The sequence below is a fragment of the Pseudoalteromonas sp. APC 3893 genome (assembly GCF_030408095.1).
GTDB lineage: Bacteria > Pseudomonadota > Gammaproteobacteria > Enterobacterales > Alteromonadaceae > Pseudoalteromonas.
Window position 1 is genome coordinate 874,883 of sequence record NZ_JASDCD010000001.1, and the last position, 14,694, is coordinate 889,576.

The 14,694-nt window shown below is 39.7% G+C and carries 13 protein-coding genes; 10 read left to right on the top strand and 3 right to left on the bottom strand.

All coding sequences use genetic code 11. The features are described 5' to 3' along the window. Nucleotides 1–112 precede the first annotated feature (112 nt). From QMA12_RS03970 to QMA12_RS03995, 6 genes are all read left to right on the top strand, one after another. Nucleotides 113–1,915 carry a M14 family metallopeptidase gene (locus tag QMA12_RS03970; RefSeq protein ID WP_290208412.1) on the top strand — a complete coding sequence of 601 codons (1,803 nt, stop codon included), beginning with the start codon at nt 113–115 and terminating at the stop codon, nt 1,913–1,915. 3 nt (nt 1,916–1,918) lie between these two features. Further along, the gene (locus QMA12_RS03975) at nt 1,919–2,560 is read left to right on the top strand and encodes an MBL fold metallo-hydrolase (protein ID WP_290208411.1); all 642 of its coding nucleotides are present in this window, start codon (nt 1,919–1,921) and stop codon (nt 2,558–2,560) included. A gap of 89 nt (nt 2,561–2,649) precedes the next feature. Further along, entirely contained in the window at nt 2,650–3,108 is a 459-nt protein-coding gene (locus tag QMA12_RS03980; RefSeq protein ID WP_058558840.1) for an Lrp/AsnC family transcriptional regulator, read from the top strand. A 153-nt stretch (nt 3,109–3,261) separates the two neighbouring features. Next, nucleotides 3,262–4,818: a SulP family inorganic anion transporter gene (locus tag QMA12_RS03985; RefSeq protein WP_290208410.1), complete on the top strand. Its 1,557-nt coding sequence runs from the start codon at nt 3,262–3,264 to the stop codon at nt 4,816–4,818. Nucleotides 4,819–4,904: 86 nt separating this feature from the next. Beyond that, a complete protein-coding gene (locus QMA12_RS03990; protein WP_290208409.1) occupies nt 4,905–5,522 on the top strand; it encodes an NUDIX hydrolase in 618 nt (205 codons plus the stop codon). 133 nt (nt 5,523–5,655) lie between these two features. Further along, nucleotides 5,656–7,254 carry an ABC-F family ATPase gene (locus QMA12_RS03995; RefSeq protein WP_290208402.1) on the top strand — a complete coding sequence of 533 codons (1,599 nt, stop codon included), beginning with the start codon at nt 5,656–5,658 and terminating at the stop codon, nt 7,252–7,254. Between the two features lie 40 nt (nt 7,255–7,294). Here QMA12_RS03995 and QMA12_RS04000 read toward each other — a convergent pair whose 3' ends face one another. The 3 genes from QMA12_RS04000 to QMA12_RS04010 form a co-directional block, all read right to left on the bottom strand. Further along, nucleotides 7,295–7,723, bottom strand: a complete 429-nt coding sequence (locus tag QMA12_RS04000) for an MgtC/SapB family protein (protein WP_290208401.1) — start codon at nt 7,721–7,723, stop codon at nt 7,295–7,297. Nucleotides 7,724–8,092: 369 nt separating this feature from the next. Beyond that, the gene (fghA, locus tag QMA12_RS04005) at nt 8,093–8,935 is read right to left on the bottom strand and encodes an S-formylglutathione hydrolase (protein WP_087533827.1); all 843 of its coding nucleotides are present in this window, start codon (nt 8,933–8,935) and stop codon (nt 8,093–8,095) included. A gap of 56 nt (nt 8,936–8,991) precedes the next feature. Then, the gene (locus QMA12_RS04010; RefSeq protein ID WP_290208400.1) at nt 8,992–10,113 is read right to left on the bottom strand and encodes an S-(hydroxymethyl)glutathione dehydrogenase/class III alcohol dehydrogenase; all 1,122 of its coding nucleotides are present in this window, start codon (nt 10,111–10,113) and stop codon (nt 8,992–8,994) included. A gap of 118 nt (nt 10,114–10,231) precedes the next feature. Here QMA12_RS04010 and QMA12_RS04015 point away from each other — a divergent pair, with 118 nt between their 5' ends. From QMA12_RS04015 to QMA12_RS04030, 4 genes are all read left to right on the top strand, one after another. Next, entirely contained in the window at nt 10,232–11,101 is an 870-nt protein-coding gene (locus QMA12_RS04015) for a LysR family transcriptional regulator (RefSeq protein WP_290208399.1), read from the top strand. Nucleotides 11,102–11,242: 141 nt separating this feature from the next. Next, entirely contained in the window at nt 11,243–12,457 is a 1,215-nt protein-coding gene (locus QMA12_RS04020) for a lipoprotein-releasing ABC transporter permease subunit (protein WP_290208397.1), read from the top strand. Then, nucleotides 12,450–13,148: a lipoprotein-releasing ABC transporter ATP-binding protein LolD gene (gene lolD, locus QMA12_RS04025; RefSeq protein WP_290208396.1), complete on the top strand. Its 699-nt coding sequence runs from the start codon at nt 12,450–12,452 to the stop codon at nt 13,146–13,148. Before QMA12_RS04020 ends, lolD begins: the two co-directional genes overlap by 8 nt. Next, nucleotides 13,138–14,382: a lipoprotein-releasing ABC transporter permease subunit gene (locus QMA12_RS04030; protein WP_290208395.1), complete on the top strand. Its 1,245-nt coding sequence runs from the start codon at nt 13,138–13,140 to the stop codon at nt 14,380–14,382. Before lolD ends, QMA12_RS04030 begins: the two co-directional genes overlap by 11 nt. Nucleotides 14,383–14,694: the final 312 nt, after the last annotated feature.

The window sequence follows — 14,694 nt, forward strand, 5'->3', positions numbered from 1 at the left end:
TGCGCTATGTCATTGGCTGCATTTTTTTGTTGAATCACCGCAGTTTACGCGACCCTTCATTTATCCTTGTTATAATTTCATGTAATTACAAAGGCTAATGCTAGAGAGTCCTATGATCGCCAGTTTATTATTGTTAAGTGCCACCGTTACCTTGGATAGTCACTTGCCACCACTTTTACCTTGGCAAGGCCAAAGTTTAGAGTTAATGCAAGATAAAGGTCCTTTAACAACCGACTTCGAACTGAGTAACGGGTTGAACTCTCCAGATTATAACCAAACAATGGCCTTTGTTGAGCGATTAGTTGCGGCTAACCCAACTCAATTTCAAGTTCAGACTATTGCGACAAGTAATGCAGGGCGTGCAATTAAAATGCTCATTGCCAGCGAAGACGGTGATTTTTCAGCGAGCCAAATAAGTCATAGTGCAAAGCCGACTATTTTTATTCAAGCAGGTATTCATGCTGGAGAAATCGACGGAAAAGACGCAACTTTCATGCTACTTAGAGATATCGCAACGGGAAAACGCCGTGATATTTTAAGTAAGGTTAATATTTTATTTATTCCAATTTTAAATGTAGATGGGCATGAGCGACGCAACCAGTTTAATCGCATAAACCAGCGTGGTCCGGTTGAAATGGGGTTTAGAACAAACGCCAATAACTTAAATTTAAATCGTGATTACACTAAATTAGACACCCCAGGTGTTCGCGGTGTAATGAAGGTAATAAATCAATATAAGCCAGATTTATATATTGATGTTCATGTTACTGATGGTGCAGATTATCAATATGACGTGACATATGGCTATAACCCAGTGTTTGCAAGTGAATCACCTAGTGTGTCGCAAGCACTTGATCAGTACTTTAAACCAGTGATTGATGCTAAGTTAGAACAACAAGGGCATATTCCAGGGCCTTTAGTGTTTGTAATGGATAAACGTGAATTTAAAAAAGGTCTTGCTGGCTGGGTTGCAACGCCACGTTATTCAAATGGTTGGGGGGACTTGCGTTCATTACCGAGTATCCTAGTAGAGAATCACTCACTTAAACCATACAAACAGCGGGTTTTAGGAACTTATGTATTTTTAGATGGTGCAATTACGGCATTATCAGAGCATCATCAACACCTTGCTGAAGCCGTCACTAAAGAGCATGCTTTTTTACCTAGCCAACTTATTGTAAAGCGAGGCTATGCCAAAGACCCTGACACCCTTGCGTTTAAAGGCATAAAATATAGCCGTAGTGAGAGTGCTTTAAGTGGTCAAATGGAGGTGAAATATTTAGGGGAAAAGCAGGAGTATTCGGCATTGCCTATCTATTGGCAAAAAGATATACAGCAAACAGTAACTGTTCCAAAAGCATTTTACATTCCACCCGCTTATCCTGAAATAGTTAAAAAGCTTAAGCTTCACGGTATTGAAGTACAGCAGGTTACTGAAACAACGGCAATATCTAGTTTGAAAGTGGCTGCGGTGACTAAGCATGAATTTGATAAAACTCCATTTGAAGGTCGTTTTAGAGTAACGGCTGAATTTGACTACCAACCACTCAATGAAAAGGTTGTGACTGGTTGGTCTAAAGTAATAACCGCGCAACCGCTTGGCGAATTAGCAACTCATTTATTACACCCAGAAGCGCCCGATTCGTTTTTTGCTTGGGGTGAGTTCAATACTATTTTTCAACGCACTGAATACATGGAAAATTACGCATTAACACCTTATGCCAGACAAATGCTTAAAGATAAGCCAGCACTTGCATTAGAGTTTGATAAAAAAATTCGTGAAGACGCAAAGTTTGCAAAAGATGCGCAAGCGCGTTTAAATTGGCTTTATCAAAAAACGCCATTCTATGATCAAGCGTATCTAAAATACCCAGTACTTATGGCGTTTGACACTAAATTGAACGATAAGAAATAAATAATGGATATAATAACGCTCCCAGTAACCGCTTTTTCACAAAATTGCCGCATTATTATTTGTAAGCGAACTCGCCAAGCTGTGGTCGTTGACCCTGGTGGTGATGCAGAGAAAATTATCGCTGAGCTTGAAAAACGACCTGTAGAAGTTAAAAGTATTTTATTAACACATGGGCACCTTGATCATGTTGGTGCAGCAAAACAGTTAGCTGAACACTTTGACATTAAAATAATCGGCCCTCAAAAAGATGAGTTATTCTGGTTTGATGCTCTGCCGATGCAAGCACAGATGTTTGGATTTAAAACAATAGACACTTTTTATCCTGATGTTTGGTTAGAAGCAGGTGATACTTATACAATTGGCGATTTAAGTTTTATAGTGCGACATTGCCCAGGTCATACCCCTGGGCACATTGTTTTTTACGAAGCTACCCATCAAGTTGTGTTGGTTGGCGATGTAATATTTAAAGGTTCAGTAGGGCGTACAGATTTTCCAAAAGGCGATGCCGCGCAATTGTTGAACTCTATCAAAGAGCAAGTGTTAACACTTCCTGATGATACTCGAATTTTATCAGGGCATGGACCTGATACGAAAATTGCCGTTGAACGCATATCGAATCCATTTATAAGTGGTAAGTTTGGCTAGTTACGCATAAAAAATGCATAAAAACACAAGACGTAGCCGATAAAGCGATGTATAATTTAATCAATTTAGTAAAATAATAAAGAAATAAAATGTCTCTAAATCAAGTTGACCGCCAAATATTGGCACTGTTACAGCAAGATGCAAGCCTTTCAACCGCTGACATTGCTGATAAAGTAGGATTGTCTCAGTCACCCTGTTGGCGTCGAATTGCCAAGCTAGAACAAGATGGCTATATCAAAGGCAAAGTTGCTTTACTCGATGAGAAAAAGCTTGGCTTTGATATGTTAGTTTATGCCCATGTGCGTTTATCTAACCATGGCCGTACTAATTTGGCTGAATTTGAACGCCTTATTTTGAGTTACGACGAAGTCACTGAGTGTTATAGCATGGCAGGTACTATGGACTTTATGTTACGAATTATCTCTAAGGGCATAGAAGGATATGAGCAATTTGTACGTGATAACTTATTAAATCTTGAGTTTGTGCAAGAAGTTCATTCAAACGTGACCATGACGTGTGTAAAGCGTAGCACTTCACTTCCTCTATAAAATTATTGGTTATTTATTTAATCAAATAGTAAAAATCATTCCAGTTCAAATGCACTATACTCAATAGTGCATTTACAATAACCAATTGTTAACTTTTGCTTAATTTGATAGAATTCAGGGCTTTTTTTGATCCCTACATCCACGAGGAACTCAATGTTTAACTTACTCAGCAAAGCGCCAAGCTCTGCTAAAAATGATATTTTATCAGGTTTAACGGTGGCGCTTGCCCTCGTGCCTGAAGCCGTTGCTTTTGCATTTGTTGCAAACGTAGAACCATTAGTTGGTTTGTATGCTGCATTTATAGTTGGCTTAATTACAGCTATTTTTGGTGGTCGTCCTGGCATGATCTCTGGCGCTACAGGCGCACTCGCTGTAGTAATGGTAAGTTTAGTATTAGACCATGGAGTAGAATACCTATTTGCCACTGTGCTATTAATGGGGATACTGCAAATACTCGCCGGTATTTTCAAATTAGGTAAATTCATTCGAATGGTGCCGCACCCAGTTATGCTTGGCTTTGTGAACGGTCTAGCAATTGTGATATTTTTAGCTCAACTGGGTCAGTTTAAGTCCCCAGCTACCGATGGGACTATGCAATGGATGACAGGGGAGCCAATGATGATCATGCTGGGGCTTGTCGCACTCACCATGGCTATTATTCATTTTTTGCCTAAGTTGACTACAGCGGTACCATCAACCTTAGTCGCGATTGTAACTGTAACGCTTATTGTAATTGGTTTAGACCTTGAAGCGCGTACCGTGCTCGATTTCTTAAAAGATATGACAGGTGACAGCGCAGCAACCATTGCTGGTGGCTTACCAGAGTTTCACGTTCCTATGGTGCCTTTCACTTTTGAAACTTTTAAGATTATCTTCCCTTATGCATTAATTTTAGCGGCAATAGGCTTGATTGAATCACTACTAACGTTAAGTTTAATTGATGAAATAACCGAGACTCGTGGTCAAAGTAATAAAGAATGTATTGGTCAAGGTGCTGCAAACGTAACGTGTGGTTTCTTTGGTGCAATGGGGGGTTGTGCCATGATTGGACAATCTATGATCAATATTAATTCAGGCGGCCGTTCTCGTCTATCGGGGATCACTGCTGCATTAATGTTACTGGGCTTTATCATTTTCGCCGCAGGCTTAATTGAAATGATCCCACTAGCAGCGCTTGTTGGTGTTATGTTTATGGTGGTACTTGGCACGTTTGAGTGGGCTAGCTTTAAAATGATGAAGCGCGTTCCTAAATCTGATGCGTTTGTTATTGTATTAGTATCAGGCGTGACTGTAGTGACCGATTTAGCAATTGCAGTATGTGTGGGTGTTATCGTATCTGCATTAGTCTTTGCATGGCAACATGCTAAGCATATCTATACGACTAACTATATCGATCAAGATGGTGCTAAAGTATACGAATTACATGGTCCATTATTTTTTGGCTCAGTAAAAAGTTTTTCTGAATTATTTGATGTTAGAAACGACCCTAAAGATGTCATCATCGAATTTAAATACAGTCGTGTTGCTGATCACAGTGCGATAGAAGCAATTGATACTCTTGCTGATAAATACACCAAAGCCGGAAAACAACTTCATCTACGTCATTTAAGTCAAGACTGTACTAAGTTACTGCATAAAGCACGTGATCTGGTTGAAGTGAATGTTATTGAGGATCCTAAATATAAAGTAGCTTCTGATAAACTTGCTTAAACGGTCAGTTATTTAAAAAGCGAAGGCAGTGCCTTCGCTTTTTTCGTTTTACGGTATAATAAATAAAAATAGTAAGGAGCATAAAAATGCAAAATTGGCTTGCATGGGCTAAGCAAATTCAAGCAATTAGCCAAACAGGGAAGGCGTATACTAAAGACGATTACGACATGGAGCGTTACGAGCAATTACAACAATTAAGCTATAAAATGATAGCCAGTCTTTCTGAGCAACCAGTTGAAAAAGTGGTTAATTTATTTATTGCTGAACAAGGCTACCCAACACCAAAAGTTGATTTACGTGCAGGCGTTATTAAAGATAATAAAATATTATTAGTTAAAGAGCGCACGGACGATTGTTGGTCTTTACCGGGTGGCTGGGCTGATGTTAATGAAGCACCATGTGAAGGTGTTATACGCGAGGTACTCGAAGAATCTGGTTATCAGGTAAGGAACCCAAGGTTGATTGCATTAAAAGACCGCGCTTTACACCCTTATCAGCCTGTATCCGTACAGCATATTTATAAGCTATTCTTTTTATGTGATTTCATTGGTGGTGAGGCTAAAATAAATATTGAAATCTCTGACACAGGCTTTTTTGCTTTAGACAATTTACCTGAACTTTCAACAGGAAGAGTGCTAAAGGAAGATATCCGTATGCTGTTTGATTATTACCAAAACCCGACTAAACCTCAGTATATTGACTAAGCTTGTTTACAAAGCTCGACTGTATGGTGTGTGGGCTGTATAATTCGCGGCCTCTTTATATTGTGTTATTGCCTGTATTAACTCTTCATTTTTGACGATGAGTTTACTTGCTCATTTTGCTTAGGAATTCATCTTGATCTCAACCGCTAATATCACCATGCAGTTTGGTGCCGAACCGTTATTTGAAAATATATCCGCTAAATTTGGTAACGGAAATCGTTATGGTCTAATAGGGGCTAACGGTTGCGGTAAATCTACATTTATGAAAATTTTGAGTGGCGCACTTACCCCGACTTCTGGAAATGTGTCAATTACACCGGGTTTGAAAGTAGGTAACCTAAGTCAAGATCAATTTGCTTTTGAGCAATACTCAGTGGTAGATACTGTGATCATGGGTGATGTTGAACTGTGGAAAGTAAAGCAAGAGCGTGACCGTATTTATTCTTTACCTGAAATGAGTGAAGAAGAAGGCATGAAAGTGGCTGAACTTGAAAGCATTTTTGCCGAAATGGATGGCTATAGTGCTGAAAGCCGTGCTGGCGATATTTTATTAAAAGCAGGTATAGAAGAAGAGTTTCATTTTGGTTTAATGTCACAAGTAGCTCCAGGTTGGAAGTTACGTGTGTTACTTGCGCAAGCATTGTTTGCTAATCCAGACATTTTATTACTGGATGAGCCGACCAATAACTTGGACATACATACAATCAACTGGTTAGAGCATGAGCTTAACCAGCGTAAATGCACCATGATCATCATTTCCCATGACCGTTACTTCTTAAATGCTGTGTGTACCCACATGGCAGATATAGACTACGGCGAATTACGTATCTATCCAGGGAATTACGAAAAATACATTGAAGCCTCAACGCTCATTCGTGAGCAGCTGCTAGCAGGAAACGCCAAGAAACAATCTGAAATCGATGAGCTACAAGATTTCGTAAATCGCTTTGGGGCAAATGCATCAAAGGCAAAACAGGCAAGCTCTCGCGCTAAGAAAATGGATAAAATTAGCCTTGATGAGGTTAAATCATCAAGTCGTATGGCACCTTCTTTGTACTTTGATGAAGGCAAAAAAATGCATCGCCAAGCATTGATCCTGGAACAGTTTGGTCATGGTTTTGATGGCGAAGTATTGTTTGAAGGTGGCGAGCTTATTTTAGAAGCTGGCTCAAAATTAGCTATTATTGGTGAGAACGGTGTGGGTAAATCAACTTTTATTCGCTGTTTAGTGAATGAACTTGAGCCAAACCACGGCGTTATTAAATGGTCAGAAAATGCATCTATTGGCTATTGCCCGCAAGATAGCAGTAAAGACTTTGACAACGACTTAACACTGTTCGATTGGATGTCACAATGGCGTACAGCTAAACATAACGACTTAATGGTGCGCGGTATGTTGGGTCGTTTGTTATTCACAGCGGATGATGCCAATAAGAAAGCCAAAAATTGCTCAGGTGGTGAAAAAAACCGATTATTGTTTGGTAAACTGATGATGCAGGATGTAAACGTATTGGTTATGGATGAGCCCACCAACCACATGGATATGGAAGCCATTGAAGCACTTAATAATGCATTAAAAGATTTTGAAGGCACATTGATTTTTGTAAGTCATGACCGCGAATTTGTTTCATCACTGGCTACACGTATTATTGATATTCGTGACAAAAAAGTGGTTAATTTCCACGGTACATTTAACGAATTTATGGCCAGCCAAGCAGAGGCGGCGCAGTAATTCATTATAATAAACAAGAACGGCAGTTTGGCTGTTCTTGTTATTTTACTGATGGTTTAATTCGCTTCACATATCTAAGTGTCACAAAGTTAATAATAGCCATCAATAATGCAATTTCGTATCGGCTAAATGCGACTGCAATGCCAATTAAACCCATATTCCAGATGCTTGCTGCGGTGGCCGTGCCAGAGGTCGAGTTTTTATTTTTTAAAATAGCGCCGCCACCAATAAAACCAATACCGGTAATTATGCCCTCAAGTACCTTTGATTCAGCTTCTGACGATGTCAGTACCGACATGCCAACCAGTGCATAGCCACAAGAAGCAACCGCAACTAAAGGGAAGGTGCGTAAACCAGCACCATGATTTGATCGCTCACGATCAAATGCCATTGGCAATGAAAGTAAGTAAGCAATGCCTAATTGCACTAAATTCTTAATAATTTCGTTCCACTGTAAGTCTAATTCCATTTTTGCTAGTTCCAAAAATTTACCATTAGATTTATTAAGCAAATAGCAATCCAATAATAAATTCATATAAAACAATTTGTTATTTTGTGTTGGCGAGTTTAATGGGAAAATTTTACAGACTCAGCGAAGTTTTCATACAGTTAATTACAAACTTTAACTAATACTTTATTAATGTCTACACCTATAATTGATAGCTACTAACGAAGTACTTATTCAGGTTAACTAGGCTTTGATCACAGGGAAAATAAAATGCTCAAACTCATTATTTGGTACAGCAAGGTGTTGAACCTGACATTGTGTGTACAAGAGTATCAAAATCAGTGAAAATTTGTGAGGAAGTGAAAACACACAACCTCACAGATACAGAATCTAATCAAGTAGATACTGTTGATGAAATAATAGGTGTTCGTCTATAAAGCTACTGATGAAAAAATAACTGTGGTCATAACCTGCATGCATATTAATTTGTGCAGGGTAGTCTTTTTCATTTACTTGTTGAAATAAGTTTTCGGTCTTAAGCTGTTCAACCAAAAAGTTATCCGCTTCACCTTGATCAACACGCATTGGAACAAAATCACTTGCTTGCGCTTGTTGCATAAGCTGGCATGTGTCATATTGCGCCCACGTTGTTTTATCATTCCCTAAATAATGACTAAACGCTTTTTCTCCCCATGGACAGGCCATCGGGTTAGTAATAGGGCTAAATGCCGATGCACTGGTGTAACTGTTAGGATTACGCAGTGCTATCATCAGCGCGCCATGTCCACCCATTGAATGACCACTAATCGCTTTTTTATCAGACACAGGAAAATGTTGTTCTATTAAAGCTGGTAGTTCGTTAACAACATAATCGTACATATTGTAATGAGTGTTGTAAGGGGCTTGGGTTGCATTAACGTAAAAACCTGCACCTTGGCCAAAGTCATAGCTGTCTTCGTCAGGTACATTTTCACCGCGAGGGCTGGTATCTGGGGCTACAATAGCAATACCAAGCTCTGCTGCCTTTTTAAAGGCACCTGCTTTTTGCATGAAGTTTTCATCAGTACAGGTTAAACCTGACAACCAATAAAGCACCGGAACCTTATTTGTTTGGCTTGCACCGGGTGGTAAAAATACGGCAAAGCGCATTTTACAATGGGTGCTACTGGCGCTATGGCTGTATTGTTTATGCCAGCCACCGCTTACTTTCACTGAGGTTAAATTATCTAACATGTTGTCCTCGCTAAAAAGCCATGAAACAGATTCATGGCTTGCATCATTAAGAGATATTAGTAATGAATGACTGTTCGAATACTTTTACCTTCGTGCATTAGGTCGAATGCTTCGTTAATACCTTCAAGTTCCATGGTATGAGTGATGAAGTCATTTAAAGCAAACTCACCAGCCATATAACGTTCTACAATTTCAGGTAACTCAGAACGACCTTTAACACCACCAAATGCACTACCACGCCATACACGACCGGTTACTAATTGGAATGGACGAGTCGAAATCTCTTGGCCTGCGCCTGCAACACCAATGATCACAGATTCGCCCCAACCTTTATGGCAACACTCAAGAGCAGAGCGCATCACGTCAACGTTACCGATACATTCAAATGAGAAATCAACACCACCATCGGTCATTTCAACGATGACTTCTTGAATCGGCTTATCGAAATCTTTTGGGTTAATTAAATCAGTCGCGCCAAGTTTGGTCGCTAAATCAAACTTAGAGGTATTAATGTCAACACCAATAATACGACCTGCACCTGCCATTTTCGCGCCGATGATGGCAGACAAACCAATACCACCTAAACCAAAAATAGCCACAGTATCGCCAGCTTGAACTTTAGCAGTTTTAGTTACGGCGCCCATACCCGTAGTAACACCACAACCTAATAAGCATACTTCCTCAAGTGGCGCTTCTTTGTTTACTTTAGCTAGTGAGATCTCAGGCAATACGGTGTACTCAGAGAATGTAGATGTGCCCATATAATGATAAATTGGTTGGCCATCTTTATAAAAACGTGTTGTACCATCAGGCATTAAACCTTTGCCTTGGGTTTCACGTACTGCTGAGCACAGGTTTGTTTTACCAGAAGTACACATTTTACAAACACCACATTCAGCGGTGTAAAGTGGAATTACATGATCCCCAACAGCAACGCTTGTTACGCCTTCACCTATGGCATACACAACACCAGCACCTTCATGACCTAAGATAGCAGGGAAGATCCCTTCAGGATCTTCACCTGACAGGGTAAAAGCATCGGTATGACATACACCAGTAGCCGTGATTTTAACCATGACTTCGCCTTTTTTAGGCATCATTACATCTACTTCTTCAATAGACAGTGGTTGTTTTGGACCCCAGGCAATAGCAGCTTTTGATTTAATAAATTCTGACATAGTGACTCGCTTATTTAGTTAGTGACGTTATAAACATAAAAACAATAGCGCTATTTTATTTGTTTCTCAAACAATGTTAATCTTCATTTTAATAAAACACTTTTACAGTATGGTAATAATGAGCCGTTGGTTAGGAATTGATGAATTTATTGCTGTGGGTGAAGAGGGCAGCTTTACTCGCGCAGCTGCGAGTCTAAATGTATCGGTTGCCCATATAAGCCGCCAAGTGACAGGACTTGAGCAACGATTAAACACGCAGTTATTAACACGCACTACCCGTAAAGTTGTACTGACTAAAGAAGGTGAAACCTTTTTACACCAAATAAAGCACTTACAACATGCTATGGACGATGCAACGGCGTTACTTGCACAACAGCAAAATACCCCAAAAGGTAAAATTAAACTCACTGCCCCTGTAATGTACGGTGAAACATTTGTTATGCCTGCGGTGCATAGCTTTATGAAACAACACCCCGATGTAGAAGTGTTAATGGCGCTGAGTAATCAGCAAGAAAATTTGTTAGAAGGTGGCTTTGATTTAGCCATTCGATTAGGACATTTAAAAGACTCAAGCCTGAAAGCGCGACGCTTGAGTGCACGGCGTTTTGTTATTTGCTGCTCACCCGATTATTTAACTCGGTTTGGAGAGCCTCACACGTTGGCTGAATTGCACAAACATCAATGTTTAATAGGTAACAGTAGTTATTGGCGGGTGTGCGAACAAGGGCTAGATAAACATATTAAAATAGCAGGGCGCTTACAGTGCAATAGTGGTTGGGCGTTAGCAGATGCTGCTAAAAAGGGATTGGGGATTGTTCAGTTACCCAATTACTACATTGAAGATGATTTAACCGCGGGTAACCTAGTGCCAATTTTAACCAATAATCAACCCAAGCCGGAAGGGGTTTGGGGGGTGTATCCACCTCGGCAGTTTGTTGCAACCAATGTAAAAGCCTTGTTGGATCATTTAGTTGCAACTCTAAATTAGCCTATATTGCAGTGTCAGTATTAATGGTAGGTTCAAGTATCAGATTTATAATTATTTTTTACAGTTAGCCTAATACCAATTTAATACAAAACCATGCTAGTATTGCAGTTTATTTGGCCTCAAATGTGACCATAATTAATTATGTTTCAACCAGTTAGTCTTTTCATTGGACTCAGATATAGTCGCTCCTCTAAAGGGAATGCGTTTATTTCGTTTATCTCTTTTTTTTCCATTGCAGGAATTGCCATTGGCTTGATGGCGCTTTATACCGTCAGCTCAGTAATGAATGGGTTTGAGGATAATTTAAAATCGAATATGCTCGGTTTGATCCCCCATGTTGAAATTGCATCAACGAATAAAACTCAACAACAAATGCAAACGTTACAACATAATGTTGTTTCGTCAGCTTATGTAAAACACGCCAGCCTTTACCGCCATGGTGAGGCAATATTGCAAACAAACAAAGATTTACATGGGGTATTATTACAAGGTTTATATGATGATAACGCCTCACTTTATAAAATTAGCGATAAAATAGTACAAGGTGATTGGAGCGAAGTACTTGCCTCACGCTATAACATTGCTGTCAGCCGTTATTTAACTCGCAAACTGGGGATTGGTTTAGGCGATAAAGTACGTGTGATTATGCCAGGAGCGTCAACCTATACGCCCCTAGGTCGGGTCCCTAGCCAGCGGTTATTTACCGTTACGGCAATCTACGAAACGGGTTCAGAAATCGATATGGGCTTGGCTTTCACCAGTGGCGAGTCATTACAACGAGTGCTAAAGCAATCAAGTACTGTAGCACCTAATTTAAGTATTTCATTACACGATCCCTTTTTAGTGGACGATTTTTCAGCAAGTACAAACTTATTCACTGATTTTGATGTTACTGATTGGCGCCAATCACAAGGAACATTATTTGCAGCTGTTGCGATGGAAAAACGAATTATGTCGATTTTACTCGCTTTAATTGTGCTAGTTGCTGTGTTCAATATTGTCTCAGCGTTGACCATGATGGTCAGCGAAAAACAAAGTGAAGTGGCTATTTTACAAACTCTCGGCCTTACTCCCAGCCAAGTACAACATGTATTTATGATTCAAGGTTTATACAACGGTGTGATTGGCACCAGCATTGGTGCAGCGCTTGGGCTATTACTGAGTGCCAATATTAACGAAGTGCTGTCGGCCGTTGGTTTGAATGTATTAACGGGTATTCGCTTACCGGTCAAGTTTGATGTTACAAGTTTAGTTTTGATTGCGCTGGGAAGCATCGCAATGAGTTTTTTAGCGACCTTATATCCGGCCAAAAAGGCCGCTAAAGTTAGCCCCGCAGAGGTATTGCGTTATGAATGATTTGGTTATTCAATGTGAAAAATTAAGTAAATCCTATCAAGATGGTGAGAACCAAGTTGATGTTTTAAAAGGGGTTGACCTAACACTTCAACAAGGTGAAATGCTCGCTATTGTTGGTAGTTCAGGCTCGGGTAAAAGCACATTACTGCATATTTTAGGTACACTTGATAGTCAAAGTGATGGGGTTGCTAAAATAAAAGGACAACGTGTTGCTGATTTGTCTCGAACAGAGCAAGCCAAATTTAGAAATGAAAATTTGGGTTTTATTTATCAGTTTCACCATCTATTAATGGAATTTAATGCCGTTGAAAATGTCGCGATGCCGCTGCTTATCAAAGGGTTGAATACTAAAGAAGCAAACACTCAGGCCTTAGCAATGCTTGACAAAGTCGGACTCTCTCATCGTAGTTTACATAAACCGTCGGCCTTATCTGGTGGAGAAAGACAACGAGTTGCTATTGCACGAGCGTTGGTCACACAACCTGCCTTAGTACTTGCCGATGAACCCACAGGTAATCTTGATAAACAAAATGCAGTAAAGATATACGACTTAATTAAAGAGCTTAATACCAGTTTAAATACCAGTTTTGTGGTGGTAACCCATGACTTAGAGTTAGCTGATAAGCTCGGTAAAATAGCTTATTTAGACGAAGGAAAAATCGCTATTAAAGAGAGCTGTTATGTTGCTTAGTGCGTTCTTAAGTAAGCGGTTTAGAGCACACTCTGGCTCAAACGAAAGCCAAAATGGTTTTGTTAGCTTTATAGCTAAAGCATCGACCATAGGTATTTTGCTTGGTGTTGCTGTGCTAATTGTTGCTTTGTCGGTGATCAATGGATTTGAGCAGCAGCTCGTCCACCGTTTGTTAAGTGTGGTACCGCAAGTAGAGTATGTTGCGCCAAATAGGCCGATTGAGCAATGGCCAAGTAAGGTTGAAAATCTAGCTAAACAACCGGGTGTAACAGGTGCAGCCCCTTTTATTAGTGTAAATGGCATGGCGCAATATAAAAGTGACCTAAAAGCGGTTGAAGTACGTGGCGTTAGTCCTGAACTTGAAAAAAACGTTTCATCAATTAATCAATATACCCAAGGTAAACTGATCAGCCAATTAGATCTTGATGACGTTATTTTAGGGGCGCAAATTGTTAAGCAATTGCAGTTACAGCAAGGTGATTTAGTTACCTTATTAATTCCTCAAGTGAACCAAACCGGCAGCGATATTTTAGCACCCAAACGGGTCACCCTGACTCTAGCAGGCATTGTAAAAATGGGAGGGCCAATAGACAGCACAGCAGCGTTTATTCATTTGGCTAAAGCGCAATCGCTACTTGGCTATAGCCAGCAGCAAGTAACTGGTTTACGTTTACAGGTTAATGATGTTTTTTATGCACATCAAATAGCGCTCAGAGTGGGGCAAACCATTCCTGATTATGTGTATATCTCCAGCTGGTTTAGGACCCAAGGCAGTTTGTACCAAGATATTCAAATGGTGCGTACCATTGTGTATATTGTGGTGTTTTTAATTATCGCAGTAGCCAGTTTTAATATTGTGTCTTCGCTGGTAATGGAAGTGCGTGAGAAACAAGCAAACATCGCAATTTTAAAAACCATGGGTGCAAAAGACAGCACTATTTTAGCAACCTTTGTTATGCAAGGGCTAACTCAAGCCTTCGTTGGTGTGGTTTTAGGGGGTTTTGTTGGAGTGTTTTTAGCCTTGAATATAAGTAGTTTATTTACTTGGTTGAGCCAATTGGCAGGTGCTAACCCACTAGAAGGTGTCTATTTTATTGAGTTTTTACCCAGTAAATTGCTTTGGCAAGATATCGTTATCACCGTTATTGTGACTTTTATATTGGCAGTGCTCGCCACTATATACCCCGCATGGCAAGCAACACGCGTTGATCCCGCCAAAGTACTCGGCAATTAATTATCATTTTTAACATATTAAAAGGACTTAATATGCGCTCACACTTTCCCATAATCATGTTTATAGCTAATTCAGCTTAGCTATAAACGGTGACCATGAAGGTCATGACACCCCGTTAAATATGTAAAAATACTAACTAGTTATTCAAAATAAATAATCATTGGTTAGTGTGTAAGTTAAAAAAAATTCACGTTGGTTATGACTTGGCTTTTTAAAAATTATGGTATGGTTATGAAAGAAAACCATTTATAGGGGCGACCTAACTATGATCTTTAAACTTGACTACGTCTATTTTAATATTTGAAAAATCAC

Excerpts from the sequence above, each read along its gene's own strand:
- QMA12_RS04000 (WP_290208401.1), bottom strand. The coding sequence starts at position 7,723 with ATGGAATTAGACTTACAGTGGAACGAAATTATTAAGAATTTAGTGCAA.
- lolD (WP_290208396.1), top strand. The coding sequence starts at position 12,450 with ATGAATGATTTGGTTATTCAATGTGAAAAATTAAGTAAATCCTATCAA.
- QMA12_RS04015 (WP_290208399.1), top strand. The coding sequence starts at position 10,232 with ATGAGCCGTTGGTTAGGAATTGATGAATTTATTGCTGTGGGTGAAGAG.
- QMA12_RS04030 (WP_290208395.1), top strand. The coding sequence starts at position 13,138 with ATGTTGCTTAGTGCGTTCTTAAGTAAGCGGTTTAGAGCACACTCTGGC.
- QMA12_RS03980 (WP_058558840.1), top strand. The coding sequence starts at position 2,650 with ATGTCTCTAAATCAAGTTGACCGCCAAATATTGGCACTGTTACAGCAA.
- fghA (WP_087533827.1), bottom strand. The coding sequence starts at position 8,935 with ATGTTAGATAATTTAACCTCAGTGAAAGTAAGCGGTGGCTGGCATAAA.
- QMA12_RS03975 (WP_290208411.1), top strand. The coding sequence starts at position 1,919 with ATGGATATAATAACGCTCCCAGTAACCGCTTTTTCACAAAATTGCCGC.
- QMA12_RS03985 (WP_290208410.1), top strand. The coding sequence starts at position 3,262 with ATGTTTAACTTACTCAGCAAAGCGCCAAGCTCTGCTAAAAATGATATT.
- QMA12_RS03990 (WP_290208409.1), top strand. The coding sequence starts at position 4,905 with ATGCAAAATTGGCTTGCATGGGCTAAGCAAATTCAAGCAATTAGCCAA.
- QMA12_RS03970 (WP_290208412.1), top strand. The coding sequence starts at position 113 with ATGATCGCCAGTTTATTATTGTTAAGTGCCACCGTTACCTTGGATAGT.
- QMA12_RS04020 (WP_290208397.1), top strand. The coding sequence starts at position 11,243 with ATGTTTCAACCAGTTAGTCTTTTCATTGGACTCAGATATAGTCGCTCC.
- QMA12_RS04010 (WP_290208400.1), bottom strand. The coding sequence starts at position 10,113 with ATGTCAGAATTTATTAAATCAAAAGCTGCTATTGCCTGGGGTCCAAAA.